The sequence below is a fragment of the Streptomyces misionensis genome (assembly GCF_007896895.1).
Lineage (GTDB): Bacteria > Actinomycetota > Actinomycetes > Streptomycetales > Streptomycetaceae > Streptomyces > Streptomyces misionensis_A.
The window spans coordinates 1-19,778 of sequence record NZ_VOGW01000167.1; the positions used below are offsets into that span (position 1 = coordinate 1).

At 73.4% G+C, this 19,778-nt stretch carries 18 protein-coding genes; 8 read left to right on the forward strand and 10 right to left on the reverse strand.

Translation table 11 applies throughout. The features are described from left to right. The first annotated feature begins 145 nt into the window (after positions 1-145). Positions 146-2,182, forward strand: a complete 2,037-nt coding sequence (locus FRZ03_RS27395) for an MDR family MFS transporter (RefSeq protein WP_146467813.1) — start codon at positions 146-148, stop codon at positions 2,180-2,182. Here FRZ03_RS27395 and FRZ03_RS27400 read toward each other — a convergent pair. Next, a complete protein-coding gene (locus FRZ03_RS27400; protein ID WP_146467814.1) occupies positions 2,175-2,681 on the reverse strand; it encodes a GNAT family N-acetyltransferase in 507 nt (168 codons plus the stop codon). The genes FRZ03_RS27395 and FRZ03_RS27400 overlap by 8 nt on opposite strands. Positions 2,682-2,811: 130 nt before the next feature. Here FRZ03_RS27400 and FRZ03_RS27405 point away from each other — a divergent pair, with 130 nt between their 5' ends. Both FRZ03_RS27405 and FRZ03_RS40580 read left to right on the forward strand, forming a co-directional pair. Then, a complete protein-coding gene (locus FRZ03_RS27405) occupies positions 2,812-3,387 on the forward strand; it encodes a hypothetical protein (protein ID WP_261399354.1) in 576 nt (191 codons plus the stop codon). Between the two features lie 22 nt (positions 3,388-3,409). After that, positions 3,410-4,159 (forward strand): hypothetical protein, encoded by a 750-nt coding sequence (locus tag FRZ03_RS40580; RefSeq protein WP_261399355.1) that lies wholly within the window; start codon positions 3,410-3,412, stop codon positions 4,157-4,159. Positions 4,160-4,268: 109 nt separating this feature from the next. Here the strand turns inward: FRZ03_RS40580 and FRZ03_RS27415 are convergent, their stop codons facing one another. Next, on the reverse strand, positions 4,269-4,691 hold the full coding sequence (locus tag FRZ03_RS27415) for a DnaJ family domain-containing protein (protein ID WP_146467815.1): 423 nt from the start codon (positions 4,689-4,691) through the stop codon (positions 4,269-4,271). Positions 4,692-4,790: 99 nt separating this feature from the next. Here FRZ03_RS27415 and FRZ03_RS27420 point away from each other — a divergent pair, with 99 nt between their 5' ends. Further along, positions 4,791-5,183 carry an FHA domain-containing protein gene (locus tag FRZ03_RS27420; RefSeq protein ID WP_146467816.1) on the forward strand — a complete coding sequence of 131 codons (393 nt, stop codon included), beginning with the start codon at positions 4,791-4,793 and terminating at the stop codon, positions 5,181-5,183. 10 nt (positions 5,184-5,193) lie between these two features. On the opposite strand, the gene FRZ03_RS27425 is transcribed toward FRZ03_RS27420, so the two are convergent. Both FRZ03_RS27425 and FRZ03_RS27430 read right to left on the reverse strand, forming a co-directional pair. Continuing rightward, complete coding sequence (locus FRZ03_RS27425; RefSeq protein ID WP_146467817.1) at positions 5,194-5,865, reverse strand: O-methyltransferase; 672 nt, start codon at positions 5,863-5,865, stop codon at positions 5,194-5,196. A gap of 95 nt (positions 5,866-5,960) precedes the next feature. Continuing rightward, positions 5,961-6,746, reverse strand: coding sequence for a TetR/AcrR family transcriptional regulator (locus FRZ03_RS27430; protein ID WP_146467818.1), 786 nt, complete (start codon positions 6,744-6,746; stop codon positions 5,961-5,963). 183 nt (positions 6,747-6,929) lie between these two features. On the opposite strand from FRZ03_RS27430, the gene FRZ03_RS27435 reads away from it, so the two are divergent. After that, the gene (locus FRZ03_RS27435; RefSeq protein WP_146467819.1) at positions 6,930-8,642 is read left to right on the forward strand and encodes an MFS transporter; all 1,713 of its coding nucleotides are present in this window, start codon (positions 6,930-6,932) and stop codon (positions 8,640-8,642) included. A 93-nt stretch (positions 8,643-8,735) separates the two neighbouring features. Here the strand turns inward: FRZ03_RS27435 and proP are convergent, their stop codons facing one another. Next, on the reverse strand, positions 8,736-10,109 hold the full coding sequence (proP, locus tag FRZ03_RS27440) for a glycine betaine/L-proline transporter ProP (RefSeq protein ID WP_146467820.1): 1,374 nt from the start codon (positions 10,107-10,109) through the stop codon (positions 8,736-8,738). A gap of 393 nt (positions 10,110-10,502) precedes the next feature. Between proP and FRZ03_RS27445 the strand changes: the two genes are divergently transcribed. Next, the gene (locus tag FRZ03_RS27445) at positions 10,503-12,542 is read left to right on the forward strand and encodes a bifunctional glycosyltransferase 87/phosphatase PAP2 family protein (protein ID WP_146467821.1); all 2,040 of its coding nucleotides are present in this window, start codon (positions 10,503-10,505) and stop codon (positions 12,540-12,542) included. Between the two features lie 83 nt (positions 12,543-12,625). On the opposite strand, the gene FRZ03_RS27450 is transcribed toward FRZ03_RS27445, so the two are convergent. After that, positions 12,626-13,795 carry a steroid 3-ketoacyl-CoA thiolase gene (locus FRZ03_RS27450; RefSeq protein WP_146467822.1) on the reverse strand — a complete coding sequence of 390 codons (1,170 nt, stop codon included), beginning with the start codon at positions 13,793-13,795 and terminating at the stop codon, positions 12,626-12,628. A gap of 230 nt (positions 13,796-14,025) precedes the next feature. Here FRZ03_RS27450 and FRZ03_RS27455 point away from each other — a divergent pair, with 230 nt between their 5' ends. Continuing rightward, complete coding sequence (locus tag FRZ03_RS27455) at positions 14,026-15,261, forward strand: cytochrome P450 (protein ID WP_146467823.1); 1,236 nt, start codon at positions 14,026-14,028, stop codon at positions 15,259-15,261. A gap of 69 nt (positions 15,262-15,330) precedes the next feature. Here the strand turns inward: FRZ03_RS27455 and FRZ03_RS27460 are convergent, their stop codons facing one another. Beyond that, positions 15,331-16,032, reverse strand: coding sequence for a YoaK family protein (locus FRZ03_RS27460; protein ID WP_146467824.1), 702 nt, complete (start codon positions 16,030-16,032; stop codon positions 15,331-15,333). A 103-nt stretch (positions 16,033-16,135) separates the two neighbouring features. Between FRZ03_RS27460 and FRZ03_RS27465 the strand changes: the two genes are divergently transcribed. Continuing rightward, positions 16,136-17,398 carry an alpha/beta hydrolase family protein gene (locus FRZ03_RS27465; protein WP_146467825.1) on the forward strand — a complete coding sequence of 421 codons (1,263 nt, stop codon included), beginning with the start codon at positions 16,136-16,138 and terminating at the stop codon, positions 17,396-17,398. Between the two features lie 37 nt (positions 17,399-17,435). On the opposite strand, the gene FRZ03_RS27470 is transcribed toward FRZ03_RS27465, so the two are convergent. The 3 genes from FRZ03_RS27470 to FRZ03_RS27480 form a co-directional block, all read right to left on the reverse strand. Further along, a complete protein-coding gene (locus FRZ03_RS27470; RefSeq protein ID WP_261399356.1) occupies positions 17,436-17,849 on the reverse strand; it encodes an aggregation-promoting factor C-terminal-like domain-containing protein in 414 nt (137 codons plus the stop codon). 344 nt (positions 17,850-18,193) lie between these two features. Continuing rightward, entirely contained in the window at positions 18,194-19,033 is an 840-nt protein-coding gene (locus tag FRZ03_RS27475; RefSeq protein ID WP_146467827.1) for an ECF transporter S component, read from the reverse strand. Continuing rightward, positions 19,030-19,778, reverse strand: a 749-nt coding sequence (locus tag FRZ03_RS27480) for an ATP-binding cassette domain-containing protein (protein WP_146467828.1), incomplete at its 5' end; no start/stop codon positions are given. The genes FRZ03_RS27475 and FRZ03_RS27480, both read right to left, overlap by 4 nt.

Sequence of the window (19,778 nt, forward strand, 5' to 3'; positions counted from 1 at the left end):
GCCCCGTGAGCCCCGCCTTCCTCCAGAGCTTCAGAGGGTATGCCCATCTTCTCCACATCCCCAGGAGTCGACAGGCCATAAATGGAGACACCGACCAGGATGGAAGAGGCGCACCCAGCCTCAGGCCGAGTTCCGGGAGGTCTCCATGGCCCTGGACACGCATGCGGCGCAGGACGTGAGCGGTGACGACCAGGTGGCGCGGGGCATGTTCGTCTCGATCGGCGCCCTGCTGCTCGGGCTGCTGCTCGCCGCCCTCGACCAGACCATCGTGTCGACCGCGCTGCCCACCATCGTCAGCGACCTCGGCGGCCTCGAACACCTGTCCTGGGTGGTGACCGCCTATCTGCTGGCCTCCACCGCCGCCACCCCGCTGTGGGGCAAGCTCGGGGACCAGTACGGGCGCAAGAAGCTGTTCCAGACCGCCGTCGTGATCTTCCTGGTCGGCTCGGCCCTGTGCGGCATGGCGCAGAACATGCCTCAGCTGATCGGTTTCCGGGCGCTCCAGGGGCTGGGCGGCGGCGGGCTGATGGTGCTGTCGATGGCGATCGTCGGCGACATCGTGCCGCCCCGCGACCGGGGCCGCTACCAGGGCCTGTTCGGTGCCGTCTTCGGCGCGACCAGCGTGCTCGGACCGCTGCTGGGCGGGCTGTTCACCGAGCACCTGAGCTGGCGCTGGGTGTTCTACGTCAACCTGCCGGTCGGCGTCGTCGCGCTCGCCGTGATCGCCGGCGCCCTGCGCATACCAGCCCGCAGCTCCCGCCACGTCATCGACTACCTGGGCACCTTCCTGATCGCCGCGGTCGCCACCTGCCTCGTCCTCGTCGCCTCCCTCGGCGGCAGCACCTGGCCCTGGGGCTCGCCGCAGATCATCTCCCTCGCGGTGCTCGGCGTGCTGCTCGCGCTCGCGTTCGTGGCCGCGGAGCGCCGGGCCGCGGAACCGGTGCTGCCGCTCGAACTGTTCGGCATCCGCACCTTCACCCTCGCCGCCGTCATCAGCTTCATCGTCGGCTTCGCCATGTTCGGCGCGATGACCTATCTGCCGACCTTCCTCCAGGTCGTGCACGGCGTCTCCCCGACCATGTCCGGGGTGTACATGCTGCCGATGGTCGTCGGCCTGCTGCTGTCCTCCACCGTCTCCGGGCAGATCGTCAGCCGCACCGGCCGCTGGAAGGTGTTCCCGGTCGCCGGCACCGCCGTCACCGCCATCGGCCTGCTCCTGCTGCACCGTCTGGACGAGCACAGCCCGACCGCCGAGATGAGCGCCTACTTCTTCGTCTTCGGCCTCGGCCTCGGCCTCGTCATGCAGGTCCTGGTGCTGATCGTGCAGAACGCCGTCTCCTACGAGGACCTGGGCGTCGCCACCTCCGGCGCCACCTTCTTCCGCTCCATCGGCGCCTCCTTCGGCGTCGCCATCTTCGGCACGGTCTTCGCGAGCCGCCTCGGCGACAAGCTCACCGCCGCCTTCCGGGGCGTCCACCTGCCGCCCGGGGTGGACGCCGGCGCCCTCAAGGCCGACCCGCGCGGCATCGCCGCGCTGCCGCCCGCCCTGCGCCCCGCCGCGCTGGGCGCCTACGCCTCGTCCATCACCGACGTCTTCCTCTACGCCGCCCCCGTCGCCCTCCTCGGCTTCCTGCTGGCCTGGTTCCTGAAGGAGGACCGGCTGCGCGGCTCGGTCACCGCGCCGGACGTCTCCGAGACCCTCGCCCCCAACCCGGTCGAGCGGTCCTCCTACGACGAGGTCTGCCGTGCCCTGTCCACGCTGGGCACCCGCGAGGGCCGCCGCGAGGTCTACCGGGACATCACCGGGCGGGCCGGGTACGACCTGCTGCCCGCCGCCAGCTGGCTGCTGCTGCGCATCCGCAGGCACGGCTCCGTGGAGCCGGGCGTGCTCGCCGAGCGCTGCCCCGTCCCGCTGGAGGCCGTGCTGGACGCCGCCCGGCAGGTCGAGGAGCGGCGGCTGGCCGAACGCCGGGGCCTGGACCTGTATCTGACCGAGTCCGGGCGCGAGGCCGCCGAACGGCTCGCCGAGGCCCGCGAGGAGTCGCTGGCCGAACTGCTCGGCGACTGGTGGCAGCCGGGCCGCAGCACCGATCTGACGAAACTGGTCAAGGAGCTGTCCGCCGAGCTGTGCGGGGCGGACAGCGAACGCCCACACACGGCCGAGCGGACCGGGCTCAGCTGACCAGCTCCTTGCGGAACCAGTGCTCCGCGTACGGGTCGCGGTTGTGCGGAGCGGTCTCCGTGTAGCCGAGGCGGGCGTACAGGGCGCGGGCCTCGACCAGATCGTCGCGGGTGTCGAGGACGAGCCGCCGGGCGCCGAGCGCGCGGGCGGCCTCCTCGGCGGCCGCCACCAGCAGCGGGGCCCCGCCCCGGCCGCGCAGGTCCGCGCGCACGAATACCCGGGTCAGCTCGGCGGTCCCGGTGTCGAGCAGCCGTACGCCCGCGGTCCCGGCCGCAGTGCCGCCGTACCATCCCACCAGCAACCGCCCCGTGGGCGGCGTGAGTTCGGCGCCCGTGGTGGCCGCGATCTCCCGCTCCAGCTCCTGCGGATCGGTGCGGCGTCCCTCGTACCGCAGATACCAGCGGTCGCTGACCTCGGTGTAGTACGCGCGCCAGAGCGCGGCGGCGACCGGTGAACCGGGCGCCTGCGGGCTGATCGTCCACGTCGTCATGCGGGCCATTGTGGGGCGCGGGGCGCGGCCGGTCCGAGTCGTTTTCCGGGCCGGGCCGGGCGGCCGCCGTTTGTGGGCGGGGTTCCGGGTGACCCGGAGGGAGAACCGGCCGGCGGGGCCGGTCCGACCGGAGGAACCGATGTCCACAGGCTTGATCATCTTGCTGGTCGTGATCGTGGCGCTGGTGGTGGTCGCCGCGCTCGTCACCGTGCTGCTCGGCCACCGCAGCGGCGGCGGATCCGGTCTGAAGCGGCGCTTCGGACCGGAGTACGAGCGGGCCGTGGCCGCCCACGACGGGGACACCAAGGCCGCCGAGCAGGAGCTGAACGAACGCGTCGAACGCCACGGCGACCTGCGGGAACGGCCGCTCGCCCGGGACGAGCGGGAGCGGTACGCGGCCCGCTGGACCAGCGTCCAGGAGCACTTCGTCCAGTCCCCGCGGCAGGCGGTGGCCGAGGCCGACCAGCTGCTCGGCGAGGTCGCCGCCGTGCGCGGCTACCCCGACGGCGGCCGCTACGACGAGCAGCTGGCCGCGCTGTCCGTGCACCACGCCGACCACGTCGACGGCTACCGGCGAATCCACCGGATGGCCCGGACGCAAACGGGCGGCGCCGGCACCGAGGAGATGCGCACCGCCCTCGTCGGGGCCCACGCCCTCTTCGACGACCTGACCCGCGCCGACAGCGGCGCAACGCCCGGCCGCCACCGGGCCTGACCCAGCAGAAGGGACGAGCACCATGCCGGACAGGATGCGAGGCCCGGGTGACGAGCGGCAGCCCGGCAGCCGCTACGCCCGCCCGCCGGACGACGAGTGGGTGCCGGAGGCCGAGAACACCGAGCGGCCGGAGACGGGCGAGCGGCCGACGAGACGGCCCACCCCGGCCGAACGGCTGCCCGGGGAGCCCGGCGGCACGCAGCCGCCGCCCCCGCCCGGTCCCGCGCGGACCCGGGGACACGGCACGGAAGGGCTGCGCCCCGGCACCGAGGACCTGGGCACGGCGGAGCGGGACCGCTCGATGCGGGCGGGCGGCGAGTCCGACCTCGGCACGTCCGCGCCGAACGCGGCCCCCATGCCCGACGACGGGCTCGGCGCGCCCGCGCCCGGCGGTGTCAGCGCCCGGGAGGCGGGCAGCACCGAGGGCACCGCGCCGGACGCCTGGCCGACCGCGCCGGGGTCCGCCGAGCCGTCCTCGGGGACCGGCGCCCCGCTGCTGCCGCACGAGGAGAACGCGCGCTGGGAGCAGCGGATGCGGGAGGTCACGGCCGGGTTCGTGGACCAGCCCCGGGCAGCCGTGGAGGAGGCGGACCGGGCCGTGGAGGAGATCGCCGCCCGCTTCACCGAGGCCGTCACCCGGCGCCGCCGCACGCTGCGCATGTCCTGGGAGGACACCGACGAGCGCGGCTCGGCCGCCGAGTCGGACACGGAGCAGTTGCGGCTGGCCCTGCGCGACTACCGCGACCTGGCCGAACGGTTGCTGCGGGGCTGACGACGGGAGCGGGCCGGGCCGGTGTCCCGGCCCGGCCCGGAGCGTTCAGGGCGCGTTCAGGGCACGAGGACCGGTCGCGGCCGGGCGGCGCGGTCCCGCGTCGGGGCGCTCACGCCCCGGGCTCCCGTGCGTCCGTCCTCAGCCGGTGCCACTCGCGCACGACCTCTTCCACGTCGTAAGGCTTCTTGCCCAGCGGGGGGCCCGGCGGCGGCTTGAACATCATGTCGCGGATCTTGACGTTGACGTCCTCGACGATCTTCCGGGCGATCCGCTCCGAGGGCGCCGCGTACGCCGCCGCCAGCGCGTCCTCCGCCTCCTTGCGCAGGGCCAGCGCGGGCGGCAGCACCGCCAGGCCCTCGCGCGCCATCTTCCGCTTGACCCACCACAGTTCGTCGTAGGTGGAGTCGACCTCGGCGGGCAGCGGCTCACCCGCTCCGGCCAGCCGCTCGAACTCGCCGCGCGCCTGCGCGTCCCGGATCTGCTTGTCGACCCAGGACTCGAACGGCACGCCGGGTGGCTTGCGCTCGGTCATGGCCCCATTGTGCCGGACGGGGCCCGGCGGGGCGTTCTATCATGCGGCGGCGGTGCACGGCGTCCGCCGGGCGCGCGACGACGTTCAGGGGGAACGCAGGTGCTCGAACTCACCATGGCCACCGTCTCGGCGGCCGACGCGGGGGCCACCGCCGGCATGACGATGGCACAGGCGCCGAGCGAGCCGGGCGCCGTGCTGCGGGTCGGCCGGGACGCGGCCGTGTGCCGGCTGGTCGTTCCCGAGGACTGGCTGTTCGTCTCCCGCGTCCACCTGGAGTTCTCCTGCGGGCCCGACGGCACCTGGCGGCTGACCTGGCTGCGCGGCTCCCAGCCCGACCCCGCCTCCGAGGTCCGGCTGACCGTCGGGGAGTCCACCGGGACCCTGGGCTACGGCGCCACCGTGCCACTGCCGCGCGGGGTCCTGGGCGAGGTCGTCGTGCGGGACCGCGGCGCCCCGCGCAGCGTCGACGTCGGCTTCTGCCACGAGGCGTGAGCCGCGGGGCTCAGCCCAGCACCCGGGCGAGCGCGAAGCCGTCGTAGCCCTTGGCGCCGACCGTCTGGATCGCCGTACCGCTGAGCCTCGGGTGGGCGGAGATCAGCTCGATCGCGGTCCGGGTGCCGACCACGTCCGGCTCGGTGCTGTCCGCGTCCGCGACCCGGCCACCGCGCACCACGTTGTCCAGCACGATCAGGCTGCCCGCGCGGGTGAGCCGCAGCGCCCACTCCACGTAGTGGCCGTTGTTGGCCTTGTCCGCGTCGATGAAGACCAGGTCGAAGGGGGCGGGGTTCTCGTCGGCGAGTTTGGGCAGCGACTCCAGGGCCGGGCCCACCCGCACCTCCGCGATGCGCTCCAGGCCCGCGCGGGCGATGTTGCGGGTGGCCACCTCGGCGTGCTTGGCGCTGTACTCCAGCGAGACCAGCCTGCCGTCCTCCGGCAGGGCGCGGGCCAGCCAGATCGTGCTGTAACCGCCCAGCGTGCCGATCTCCAGCACCGTGCGCGCGCCCTGTACCTGGGCGAGCAGCTGGAGCAGCTTGCCCTGCGCGGCGGTGACCGCGATGGCGGGCAGTCCGGCGGACTCGCTCTCCCGCAGGGCGGCCCGCAGTGCCTCGTCGTCGGGCGAGAGGTTGCTGATGAAGTAGTCGTCGACGTCGTCCCAGAGCTGCTGCCCGCTCATCGCCTGCCGCCTTTCCCGAATGCCTGCTGCCCCTCCGATCATCTCAGCCCGGGGGCGGGGAGGGGGAGAACGGCCGCGAACACGCAGGGGCGTGGTCAGCGGGCGTCGTCACCGGGCGCCGTATCCGGCAGATAGCTCGCCAGACCGCGCAGGATGATCTCCAGACCGGTGTCGAACCTCGTGTCGGAGGAGCCGGACACCATCAGCCCGGACAGGGCGCGCAGGTTCGGGAAGTCCTCCGCGGGCAGGGACGCGAAGTAGTCCCGCATCCGGTCGGCCATCTCGTGCCAGTCGGGGCGGGCCAGGGAGGCCTCCTCGCCGTCCTCGCGGGCGGCCCGGTCCTGCCACATGCCCTCCTCCAGGACGAACCCGTCGATGTAGGTGGAGATGAGGTCGCCGGCCTCCGCCGCGATGTGGTCGGGCAACCCGGCGGCGCGGAAGATCGCGAGCAACCCCTCGACGTGCGGCAGCAGTTCGGCGGTGAAGGGGACGTGGGCCATGGAGATCCGGGCCATGTCCCGGTGCGACAGCAGGCGCCGGCGCCCGGCGTGCGCGAAGTCCCGCAACTGCTCCCGCCACCGCTTCGGGTCCGGTTCCGGCAGCTCGAAGCCGTCGAAGAGGCGGGTGTACATCAGCTCCAGCAGGTCGTCCTTGGAGCTGACGTGGGCGTACAGGGCGGAGACGGTCACGCCCAGTTCGGCCGCGACCCGGCGCATCGACAGCCCGTCGAGCCCCTGGTCGTCCAGGACGGTGAAGGCGGCCTCGACGACCCGTTCACGGGAGAGCGGGAGACGTGCGGGGGCGGCCTGGGCGCGAGGGCGGCGCCTGCGGTCCCAGGGGGACGGGGGGGGTGCGGGGGTGCCCGGGGCCGCGTTGCTCATGGCCCCGAGTCTAGGGCGCGGGGAGAACGGTGTTCTCCGGTGACCGCAGGGCCGGTGCGCCCGGACGCAGACGCGATATAGCTTGTCTGTCGGCGGATACTTGCGCTATATCTTGGTGAACAGCGTTCATATGACGATCGATGTTCTGTAAGGTGAACACCGTTCTTTTCCCAAGGAGTCCCCATGTCCGTCACAGGGGTCGCGTCCGACGAGACGCCCACCCATGCGCAGGCGCCCTACCGGTGGCGCTGGGCCGCGCTCTTCGTGATCCTCGCGGCGGAGGTGATGGATCTCCTCGACGCCGTCGTCACGAACATCGCCGGCCCCTCCATGCGGGCCGACCTGGGCGGCGGTGCCTCCACGCTCCAGTGGCTCGCCGCCGCGTACACCCTCTCGATGGCCGTCGGGCTCGTCACCGGAGGCCGGCTCGGAGACATCCACGGACGCCGCCGGATGTTCCTGGTGGGCGCCGCCGGCTTCACCCTGGGCTCACTGCTGTGCGCGGTGTCCGCGTCGCCGGGGATGCTGATCGCCGCGCGCGTCGTGCAGGGGCTGTTCGGCGCGGTGATGCTGCCCCAGGGCCTCGGCATGATCAAGGAGATGTTCCCGCCGAAGGAGTCGCAGAAGGCCTTCGGCATGTTCGGCCCGGTCATGGGGCTGTCCGCGGTGGGCGGCCCGATCCTGGCGGGCTGGCTCGTCGACGCCGACTACTTCGGCACCGGCTGGCGGATGATCTTCCTGATCAACCTGCCGCTGGGCGCCGCCGCCTTCCTCGGCGCCCTGCGCTACCTGCCCCGGGGCCGGTCCGGCAGCCGGCCGGACCTGGACATCCCCGGCATGCTCCTGGTCTCGCTGGCCGCGCTGCTCCTCATCTTCCCGCTGGTCCAGGGCCGTGAGTACGGCTGGCCCATGTGGACCTTCGTGATGATGGCCGCCTCGCTGGCCGTCTTCGCCGCCTTCGCCGCGCACGAGTCGCGCCGCAGCAGGGCCGGCCTCGACCCGCTGGTCGTCCCGAGCCTGTTCCGCAAGCGCGGCTTCAGCGGCGGCATGGCCCTCGGGCTGGTCTTCTTCTCGACCATGCAGGGCTTCATGCTGGTCTTCAACCTCTACACGCAGATCGGCCTCGGCTACTCGCCGCTCAAGGCCGGCATGGTCATGGTGCCCTGGTCGGGCGGCATGATCGTCGGCTTCGGCCTCGCCCAGGGCGTCGCCCGGTTCGGCCGCGCCGTGCTCCAGGCGGGCGCGCTGGTGATGGCGCTCGGCGTGTTCGGGGTGTGGCTGACCCTCGACCGGGTGGGCGGCGGCGTCGGCCCCTGGCAGCTGCTGCCCGCCCTGCTCGTCACCGGCATCGGGATGGGCCTGCTCATGGCGCCGTTCTTCGACATCGTGCTCGCGGGTGTCGAGCAGCACGAGACGGGCTCGGCGTCCGGCACGATGACCGCGATGCAGCAGCTCGGCGGCGCCTTCGGCGTGGCCATGCTCGGCACCGTCTTCTTCGGCCTGCTGGGCGGCGGGATCGCCACCGCCGTCGACCACCACGCGGACGACCTGCGGCACCGGCTCGCCGCGGTGCGCGTGGCGCCCGCCGCTCAGGACCGGGTCGTGGCCGACCTGCGTGCCTGCGCCTCGGACCGCGCCGTGGCCAAGGACCCGGCCGCGACCCCGGCGTCCTGCGCGCGCCTGGAGAAGGACGCACGGTCCGCCGCGGCCTCTCCCGAGGCCGGCGCCCGGGTCCCCGCCGCCCTGGCGGCCACCACGTCCTCGGCCTTCCGTAGCGGGTTCGGCACGGTCATGAAGACGGTGCTGTGGATCGTCGACGGCATGCTCGCGCTGACCTTCCTGCTCGCCTTCCTGCTGCCGCGCCACGCACGCCCGCAGGAGTCCGCGGGCCACTGAGCCCGGCCGCACCGGCACCGGAAGAGGAAACGGCCGGACAGCCCCCGCACGGGGCTGTCCGGCCGTCCGGTCCCCGGCGGGCGGCGCCGGCGCCTACCGCTTCTCCACCGCGGGGGCGGAACCCGGCAGCGGGCGTCCCGCCGACTCCGACATCCGCCACACCGCGAAGCCGCCCACGACGGCCGCGGCCATCATGTAGTAGGCGGGCATCATCATGTCGCCCGTCGCCCCGATCAGCGCCGTCACCACCAGCGGGGTCGTCCCGCCGAACAGCGACACGGACACGTTGAAGCCGATGGACAGGGACCCGTAGCGCACCCGCGTCGGGAAGAGCGCGGGCAGCGCGGCCGGCATGGCGGCCGTGAAGCAGACCAGCAGCAGGCCCAGCGCGCCCATGCCGAGCGCGACCGCGAGCAGGCTGCCCTGGCGGATCAGCAGCAGGGCCGGGACGGAGAGGAGGAGGAAGCCCGCGCACCCGGCGGCGATCACCGGCCGGCGGCCCACCCGGTCGGTCAGCGCCCCGGCGAACGGCTGCACGATCATCATCAGCGCCATCACACCGAGCACCACCAGCAGCCCGTGCGTCTCGTCGTACTTCAGCTCACTGGTGAGGTAGCTCGGCATGTACGACAGCAGCATGTAGTCGGTGACGTTGAAGACCAGCACCAGGCCCATGCAGAGCACCAGCGTCTTCCACTGGCCCGTCACCATCTGCCGCAGCGGCACCTTCGGCCGGGACTTCTCCGCCTTCTCGACCTCCGCCGCGAACGCCGGGGTCTCCTCCAGGCGCATCCGCAGGTACAGGCCGATGATGCCCATCGGACCCGCGATCAGGAACGGGATGCGCCAGCCCCAGGAGAGCAGGTCGCCGGACGACAGCAGCGCCGTCATCAGCGTGACCAGGCCCGCGCCGCCGATGTAGCCCGCCAGCGTGCCGAACTCCAGCCAGCTGCCGAAGAAGCCGCGCTTCTTGTCCGGGGCGTACTCGGCGATGAAGGTGGACGCGCCCGCGTACTCGCCGCCGGTGGAGAAGCCCTGCACCAGACGGGCGGCCAGCAGCAGCAGGGGCGCGCCGACGCCGATCGAGGCGTACGAGGGGATCAGTCCGATCGCGAACGTGCCCGCCGCCATCATGATCATGGTGAGCGCGAGGACCTTCTGCCGGCCCACGCGGTCGCCGAGCGGGCCGAAGACCATGCCGCCGAGCGGGCGGACCAGGAACGCCGCCGCGAAGGCGCCGAACGTCGACAGCAGCTGGGCGGTCGGGTTGCCGGACGGGAAGAAGACCTTGCCCAGGGTGACCGCGATGTAGCTGTAGACACCGAAGTCGAACCACTCCATCGCGTTGCCCAGCGCGGCCGCCTTGACGGCGCGCCTGACCAGCGCGGGATCGGTGACGGTGACATCGCGCGAGGCGGCGGTATCGCGGCCCTTGACGTGCGGGGTGACGGCTGTGACGGTCGCCAAAACGGGGCTCGCCTACCTTTCGACGGGGACAGGGACCCGACCCGGACGGCGGCGGTGACGTGCGACGGGCCGAAAATCGACCATAGGCACGGATTCGGCTGTTACGTCACGTACGCGTATATGTGCACAGGGTGGCCAAAGGGTGCCTACGCAGGCACGTCTGCCCGTTCGCGCTCCGGTGTACCGGCCGCCGACTGTGATGCTTCTCGCGCCCCGGGAGCGCAACCGGAGGCCACGGGCACTATCGTCATCCGGACAAAAGGGCGGGGGACGTCAGGTGAACCGGGGGTTGCCTGCGTCCCTGTTCAGGGGGTCTGCGAGCCTCGTAGAGTTTCGCGGAGCGACCCGGCGTGCACGGCGCCGGGGACGAACGGGGCGGGAGGCCGACGGGGCGTGGCGAACGTGGAGCACAGCGGGGGACCGGGGGACGGTCTCGGCACGGCTGACGCGGAGGGAAGGCTGCGCGCGGCGCGGCTCGCGCTGTGGGCGGTGGCCGCGGTCCTCGCGGTCCGGCAGGTGGCCACCGTCCTGACCAGCCCGAGCGGCAAACGCCTCACCGACCTGGAGACCTGGGTCGGCCCGAACGGCGTCCTGCACGTCAAGGGCTCCCTCTACGACTCCACGCAGTTCACCGGCACCCCCTTCGCCGGGCTCGTGCTCAAGCCGCTCACCCGCGCCGCCGAGGCCGCCCTCGGCTGGGGCTGGACCTTCGGCAGCCTGCTGCTGGTCGTCGCGCTCGGCCTGATCGCCGCGCGCGCGCTGCCCCAGCCGGTCGGCCGCCGCACCTCCCTGCTGGCCGCGCCGGTCGCGATCAGCCTGCTCATGGTGTCGCTGCCGGTGCGCAACGCCCTGTGGCTCGGCCAGACCAGCATCCTGCCGGTGCTGCTGGTGCTGGCCGGCTGCTTCGCCGTGCGCGGGCAGCGGGCGAGCGGGGTGTGCATAGGCCTGGCGGCGGCGCTCCAGCCCACCGTGCTGCTCTTCGTGCCGCTGCTGTGGTTCACCGACCGCCGCCGGGCCGCCCTGACCGGCACCGGCACCTTCGCCGCGCTGACCGCGCTGGCCTGGGCGGCGCTGCCGCACGACTCGGTCACCTACTGGCTGCACCACCCGGCCGGCGTGGGCCTCGGCGGCAAGGCCGACGCCCTCGGCAACCAGTCCCTGCACGGCGCCCTGCTCCGCCTCGGCCTCACCGGCCCCCTGGAGATCACGCTCTTCCTGCTGCTCGGCGCGGCCGTCACGGTCCTCGCCCTGCGCCGCGCGGTGCGCTACGCGCACGACGGGCAGCTGCTGCTCGCCGTGGCCGTCACCGGCTGCGCCGCCGTGGCCGTCTCGCCCACCACCTGGCAGCACCAGCTGCTGTGGCTGCTGCTCGCGGTGGTCGGCCGGGTCGGGCGGCGGGCCTCCGACCGCAGCGTCTGGCCGGTGGCGGTGGCCCTGGTCACCACCCTGCCGGCGAAGATGATGCTGCCGAACACCCCGGCGCTGTACGCCCTGCGCGACGACCTGGTGCTGGTCGCGGCCCTGGCCGCCGCCGTCGCCGTACCGTTCCTCTCCCGCACCTCGCCGTACTACCGCACCCCCGTCCCCACCGAGTACGCCCCCGCGGTCCCCGCCCGCTGGAAGCACGTACCGCTGGTGCCGTTCCTGCGCCGGGTCCTCACCCGCCCCAACCTGCTCCTCGAACTGCTGCTGATCCGGGTCGTGTACGCCGCCTACGCGAAGGTCCGGCTGGCCGCGGGCTCCGGCGGGGACGACCGGGGCCGGGACGCCGCCGAGCACCACGGGCGGATCGTCGTCCACATCGAGCGGTTCCTGCACGTGGACATCGAGCACTGGCTCAACCACACGGTCGCGGGGATCGGCTGGCTGCGCGGCTTCTTCGACTTCTACTACGAGTCGTTCCACTTCGTGCTGCCGCTCGCCGTGCTCGCGGTCCTGTACTGGCGCCGCCCGGTGGACTACCGCTGGGCCCGCACCTCCCTCGGCTTCGCCACCTTCCTCGCCCTGATCGGCTTCTGGCTCTTCCCGCTGGCCCCGCCGCGCCTGATGCCGGGGCTCGGCTTCATCGACACCGTGCACGGCGCCCAGGACCTCGCCCACCCCGACTACGGGGCGATGACCGCGCTCACCAACCAGTACGCGGCGATGCCGTCCCTGCACTTCGGCTGGTCCCTGTGGTGCGGCATGGTGATCGTGATCCTGGCGCCCAGGTGGTGGATGAAGGCCCTCGGCCTCCTGCACCCCTTCTTCACCGTCTCCGCCATCCTCGCCACCGCCAACCACTGGGTGCTGGACGCGGTGGGCGGCGCGGTGGTGGTTGCCGCCGGCTTCGGGCTGTCGTACCTGGTGCAGGGGCCGCGGGTGCGTACGGTCCTGCCGGCCGCCCGCGCCGGGGAGCGAAAGCCGGGAGCGGTGGCCGTCGCCGAGGGCTGACGGGCCGCCCGGCGGACGGGAAACCGACGGACCCTGGTGCCGTGCCGGGCGTCGCGAGCCGATGAACCCTTCCGGTCGCAGCGCTAGAGCCGCTGGAGGATCGTCCCCGTCGCCAGGCCGCCGCCCGCGCACATGGTGACGAGCGCGAACTCCTTGTCCGTGCGCTCCAGCTCGTGCAGGGCGGTGGTGATCAGCCGGGCGCCGGTCGCGCCCACCGGGTGACCGAGGGCGATCGCGCCGCCGTTGACGTTGACCCTGTCCAGGTCCTGTCCGAAGACCCGGGCCCAGCTGAGCACCACCGAGGCGAACGCCTCGTTGATCTCCACGAGGTCGATGTCCCGCAACGACATCCCGGCCTTGCCCAGTACCGCGCGCGTCGCGTCGACGGGGCCGTCCAGATGGAAGTGCGGGTCGGCGCCGACCAGCGCCTGGGCGACGATCCGCGCCCGCGGCCGCAGCCTCAGGGCGCGGGCCGTCCGCTTGGACGCCCACATGATCGCGGCCGAGCCGTCGGAGATCTGCGCGGAGTTGCCCGCGGTGTGCACGGCGGTCGGCATCACCGGCTTCAGGTCCGCCAGCGACTCCATGGACGTGTCGCGCAGCCCCTCGTCCTTGTCGACCAGGCGCCACATGCCCTGCCCCGCGTACTGCTCCTCCTCGGTGGTGGGCACCTGGACGGCGAACGTCTCCCGCTTGAAGCGTTCCTCGGCCCAGGCGAGGGCGGCCCGTTCCTGGGAGAGGACGCCGAGCGAGTCGACGTCCTCACGGGTCAGCCCCCGGTGCCGGGCGATGCGCTCCGCCGCCTCGAACTGGTTGGGCAGGTCGACGTTCCACTCGTCGGGGAACGGCTTGCCGGGGCCGTGCCGGGAGCCGGAGCCCAGCGGGACGCGGGACATGGCCTCCACACCGCAGCTGATGCCGACGTCGATGACGCCCGCCGCGATCATGCCGGCCACCATGTGCGCGGCCTGCTGGGAGGAGCCGCACTGGCAGTCCACGGTCGTCGCGGCGGTCTCGTACGGCAGGCCCGCGGTCAGCCAGGCGGTGCGCGCGGGGTTCATGGACTGCTCGCCGACGTGGGTCACCGTGCCGCCGACGATCTGCTCGACCGCGTCGGCGGGGATGCCGGTGCGGCCGAGGAGTTCACGGTAGGTCTCGCCCAGGAGGCGGGCGGGGTGCAGCTCGGCGAGCGCGCCGCCGCGCTTGCCGATCGGGGTGCGGACGGCTTCGACGATCACGGGTTCGGCGGCCATGCGCGCGGGTCCTCTCCGGGAGGGCTCTCCTCGGAACCAGAACGCGTACCAGTTCCCGGGTGCAGTCTGCGGAGGTGATGTCCGCCGCCGCAAGGGTCTTGCAACGGCGGAAGTCGTGATCTGCACGAGTTCCGCACCAATTGGCCGGGCGATGCCCCTTGTCGGTCGTGGGACCCGTCATTACGTTCACCCGCATCAGCTGATGGTCCGTCAGATGGCTGGAGCCGCCGATGCACTGCCCCGCGCTGCCCGAGGGGTTCGACTTCACCGACCCCGACCTGCTGCACCACCGCGTGCCCCTGCCGGAGTTCGCCGAGTTGCGCCGCACCGAGCCGGTCCGCTGGATCGCGCAGCGGCACGGCGCCGCGGGCTTCGCCGACGCCGGCTACTGGGCCGTGACCCGGCACGCGGACGTCAGATACGTCTCCGCCCGCCCGGAGTTGTTCTCCTCCTTCCTCAACACGGCGGTCATCCGCTTCGGCGAGCGCATCGAGCGCGAGACCATCGACATGCAGCGCCTGATCCTGCTCAACATGGATCCTCCGGAACACACGCGTGTCCGGCAGATCGTGCAGCGCGGCTTCACACCACGCTCGATCCGGGCCCTCGAGGACCGGCTGCGGGCGCGCGCGGAGGCGATCGTCGGCGCGGTCCGCGACCGCTCGGAGCCCTTCGACTTCGTCACCGAGGTCGCCTGCGAACTGCCGCTCCAGGCCATCGCCGAGCTGATCGGGGTGCCCCAGGAGGACCGGGGCAAGATCTTCGACTGGTCCAACAGGATGATCGCCTACGACGACCCCGAGTACGCCGTCACCGAGGACGCCGGCGCCCGGTCGGCGGCCGAGATCATCGCCTACGCCATGAACATGGCCGCCGAGCGCAAGCAGTGCCCGGCCCGGGACATCGTCACCACCCTGGTCGCGGCGGAGGACGAAGGCAACCTGAACTCCGACGAGTTCGGCTTCTTCGTGCTGATGCTGGCGGTGGCCGGCAACGAGACCACGCGCAACGCCATCACCCACGGCATGCACGCCTTCCTCACCCACCCGGGGCAGTGGGACCTGTTCAAACGGCAGCGGCCCGCGACCACCGCCGAGGAGATCGTCCGCTGGGCCACCCCCGTCAACTCCTTCCAGCGCACGGCCACCGAGGACACCGAACTGGGCGGCGCGCGGATCCGCAAGGGCGACCGGGTGGGCCTCTTCTACGCCTCCGCCAACCACGACCCGGCCGTCTTCACCGACCCCGAGACCTTCGACATCACCCGCGACCCCAACCCCCACCTGGGCTTCGGCGGCGGCGGACCGCACTACTGCCTCGGCAAGTCCCTCGCCGTCCTGGAGATCCGCCTCATCTTCGACGCCATCGCCGACGCCATGCCGGACCTGCGGCTGGTCGCGGCCCCGCGCCGATTGCGCTCGGCCTGGATCAACGGGGTCAAGGAGCTGCGGGTGGCCGCCGGCTGACCACCGGCTGATCACTGGGTGACCACCGGCTGGCCGCCGCCGACCGGGTGACCGCCGGCCCGCCGGGCGCTACTCGCGGCCGGAGGCGGTCACCGCCGGCACCGCCGACCCCACGGCCGCGAGCAGCAGCGGAAGGCCCAGACCGTGGTGCAGCACCAGCCAGGCGCCCAGGAAGGCGCCCGCGAGCATGGCCAGCACCGAGGCGGTACGGCGCGGGGAGCGGTGCCCGGTGCCGCTGCCGAGGAGGGAGTCGGCGGCCAGCCCGGTCAGGGTCCCGGTCAGCACCGTGGTGGTCAGATCGGCGACCCCGAGCCCGCGGACCGTGGCGTTGCGCAGGCCCATCGCGAGGGCGGTGAGGGCGATGAGCGCGTAGGCGGCGCCCGCGTCGCGCGGCCAGGCGAAGGCCACCGCAGCCGACAGCCCCACCAGGGCCGCCTCGGCCGCCAGGCTCAGCCGCGTCCAACGGCGCCGGGACCCGCCCCTGAACCGGGCCGCCACCCGGCCGCCCACCACCGCGCCGAGCAGGAAGCAGCCCAGGGAGGTCGCGGTGTGCGGCACCGAGAACCCGGGCGCCCCCGCCGCCGCGAACCCCAGCACCACCACGTTGCCGGTCATGTTCGCCGTGAAGACCCGGCCGAGCCCCAGATAGCTGACGGCGTCGATCAGACCGCTCACCACGGTCAGCGTGAGCAGCACGACGACCAGCCGCAGCCCGCGCGCCTCCGGGTCCGGCCCGGCCCCCGCAGGCTCCGCTGTCTTCGGCGTCGTCATCGTTCCTCCGGTTCGCCGGACGGACAGGGTGAGGACAACTCCACCATGCGGACGGGGGACAACGGCATGGGCGCGGAAGGCGTGTCCGCCTAGCGTGTGAGACATGACACGGGGAACGCACAAACCAGGAGCACACGGGACGAGTTGGCGGACCGGAGGGGCCCGACGGGCGGCGGCGGCCGGGCTCGCCGCGCTGCTGCTCGCGGGCGCCGGTGCCGCGGCGGCACCCGCCGCCCTCGCGGCCGACACGCACCGCGAGGAGGACAGAGGGCGGCTCGTCTCGGTCGTCCCGGTCGCCGTGCGCGACCGGGCGGAGATCATCCGCGAACTCGGCGAACAGCACATCGGCACCGACCCGGTCCGCCACGGCGTGCGCGCCTACCGGCTGACGTACCGCACGGTGGACCCGTACGGCAGGCCCACCACCGCCACCGGACTGCTCACCCTCCCGGACGGCGGCGGCCACCGGCTCGCGCTCGTCTCCGACACCCACGGCACCATGTCCGACCGCGCCTACGCCCCCTCCGTCGCCGAGGACGCGCGGGCACCCTCGTACCTCTTCGCCGCCACCGGCCGCGCGGTCGCCGCGCCCGACTACCTGGGGCTGGGCGAGGGCCCCGGACCGCACCCCTACATGGACACGCGGTCCGCCGTCACCGCCTCCGTGGACATGCTGCGCGCCGCCCGGACGGCCGCGCGCGGGCTGGGCCGCACGCTCGACGGCGACCTGTACGTCAGCGGCTTCTCCCAGGGCGGCCAGGTCGCCATGGCGCTGGGCCGCGCGGTGCAGGCGGGGGACGCGCCGGGCTTCCGGCTGAAGGCGCTCGCCCCGGTCTCCGGCCCCTACGACCTGCTCGGCACCCAGGTCCCGGCGATGACCGACGGCCGGGTCAACGACATCAGCGGGGTGTTCTACCTCTCCTACTTCCTCGTCGCCCAGAACCGGCTGCACCCCATCTACAAGGACCCGTCCGAGGTGTTCCGGCAGCCGTACGCCGATCGCGTCGAGCGCCTCTTCGACGGGCGGCACGAGGACGAGGACATCGTCCGGCAGCTCGCGCCGAACGTGAAGGAGCTGCTGACGCCCGACTTCTACCGGGGCCTCGGCCATCCGACGGGCGGTCTCGCGCAGGCACTGCGGGCCAACGACGGCACCTGCGCCTGGAAGCCCGGCGTGCCGGTGCGGCTGTACGCCGGGGACGGCGACACGGACGTGCCGATCGGCAACGCCCGGGCATGCGAACGCACCCTCGCCGAGCGGGGGGCGAGGGTGCGGTTGCTCGACCTGGGCGCCGTCGACCACCAGGGGTCGGGACGGGCCGCGCTGGCCCCGATAGCCCGCTGGTTCGGCGGCGGGGCGGGGTGAGCGGTACGGCAGAGGGGGCGGCGGTCGTGGGACCGGCTCAGTACCAGCCGTTCGCCTGCCAGAAGGACCAGGCCTTGACCGGGCTGCCGTAGCGGGAGTTCATGTAGTCCAGGCCCCACTTGATCTGGGTGGCCGGGTTGGTCTTCCAGTCGGCACCGGCGGAGGCCATCTTCGACCCCGGCAGGGCCTGGACCAGGCCGTAGGCACCGGAGGAGCGGTTGGTGGCCGTCGGGTTCCAGCCGCTCTCACGCTCGACGATCTTGCTGAACGCGTTGAACTGCGCGGCGTCCGGGATCATCTTGTGCGCGACCGCCTGGGCGGAGGAGGCGGAGGCAGGGGCGGCCTGGGCGGGCGCCGCGGACAGCGCCATGCCGGTGGTGGCGGCGGCCACGGCGGCGACGGTGAGGGCCTTCTTCGGGGAAGCGATGCCACGGAGGACGGAGACGGACACGGAGAACCTCTTGCGTCGGGGACAGGGAATCGCCGCGCACGAGCCCCGGAGGGCGGGCCGCGTCTCCGCGACCGGCATGCGTCGGCGCCGCGACCCTGAAGGCCCGTGGCGCCTGGCGACGCCGACCAGATAAGCAGCCCGGACAACTGCCCGCAATCACCGCGTTTACTAGTTGAGGCCGGATGGGTGCGTCCGGTCCGTTCGGCGGCGCGGGCCGGGAACCGCAGGTGGGAGGGGGTGCGCTCCGAAGTCGCTGCGCCGGACGGAGGTACGGCCTTCATTCGTAGGTGAACTGCGTCATGTGGGGGGCTTCACCGCCCCGGACACCGCGCGGATACGGCTCTTCACTCCCCGGGGCCGTCGAAGGTGACCGGGGTCTCGAAGGCGGCCCGGCGGGTGGCCCGGCGCAGCGCGCGCAGCACCGCCGGACCGAGCGCGAAGGTCAGCACCACCGTGCACAGGGCCCGGCCCAGGTCCCAGCCGAGGGAGGTGGCCAGGCAGTAGGCGGCGAAGCGGGCCAGATTGGCGGCGACCGAGTCACCCGGATGGAAGGAGATACCCGACGCGGTGGCCCCCATGAAGGGCCAGCCGGCCAGGTTCATGACGGTGCCGTAGGCGAGGGAGGCGAGGAAGCCGTAGCCGGCCAGGAGCAGCAGTTCGGCCCTGCCGCGCAGCCGTACCGGGCCCGGCAGCAGGCCCGCGCCCATCGCGAACCAGCCCATCGACAGCATCTGGAACGGCAGCCAGGGCCCGACCCCGCCGGTCAGCAGCGCGGACGCGAACATCGTCACCGAGCCCAGCGCGAACCCGAAGCCGGGGCCCAGGACACGGCCGCTGAGCACCAGCAGGAAGAACATCGGCTCGATCCCGGCCGTGCCCGCGCCGATCGGCCGCAGCGCGGCACCGGTCGCGGCCAGCACGCCCAGCGTCGCCACCGCCTTGGGACCGAGGTCCGACTCCGAGATCGTCGCCGCGACCACCGCCACCAGCAGGATCAGCAGGCCCGCGAAGAGCCAGGGGGCGTCCTGGGCGTGCGCGCCGAGCTGGGAGGCGGGCGGGGCGAGGAAGGGCCAGCCGAAGGCGATCACTCCGACCGCGGTGACCAGGGCCAGGGCGGCGACGGACCGGGGGCCGAGGCGGACGGCCCGGACCCGGGGCGCCCGGGCCTCGGGGGCGAGGGTCATGCCAGGGCCTCCCGGACCTCGGCCACCGTCAGCCACCGCTGGGGGGCCAGGATCTTCGTCACCTGCGGGGCGAAGGACGGGGACGACACCACGATCTCCGCCGTGGGACCGTCCGCGATCACCTCGCCCTCGGCCAGCAGCACCACCCGGTGCGCGACCTCCGCGGCCAGCTCCACGTCGTGCGTGGCCAGCACGATCGCGTGCCCCTCGGCGGCGAGGCCGCGCAGGGCGGTCACCAGCCGGGCCTTCGCCGCGTAGTCCAGGCCGCGGGTGGGCTCGTCCAGCAGGAGCAGCGGCGGGCGGGCGGTCAGCACGACGGCCAGCGCGAGCGTGAGGCACTGGCCCTCGGAGAGGTCGCGGGGGTGGGTGTCGTCGGCGATGCCCGGCAGCAGCCGGGACAGCAGGGCGCGGCAGGTGCCGGGGTCCGCGCCCGCGTCCTGGTCGGCGGCGGCGCATTCGGCCGCCACCGTGTCGGCGTACAGCAGGTCCCTCGGTTCCTGGGGGACCAGGCCGACGTGCCGGATGAGGTCGCGGGGCGCGGTGCGGTGGGGGGCGGCGCCGCCGACGGTGACCGTGCCGGAGGTGGGTTCGAGCAGGCCGACGAGGGTGTTGAGGAGGGTGGACTTGCCGGCGCCGTTGCGGCCCATGAGGGCGATGGTCTCGCCGGGGGTGACGGTGAGCGAGAGGCGGTGGGGGGCGGTGACGTGGGCGCGGCGGGCGGAGAGGGAGGGGGGCGCAGCCGTGG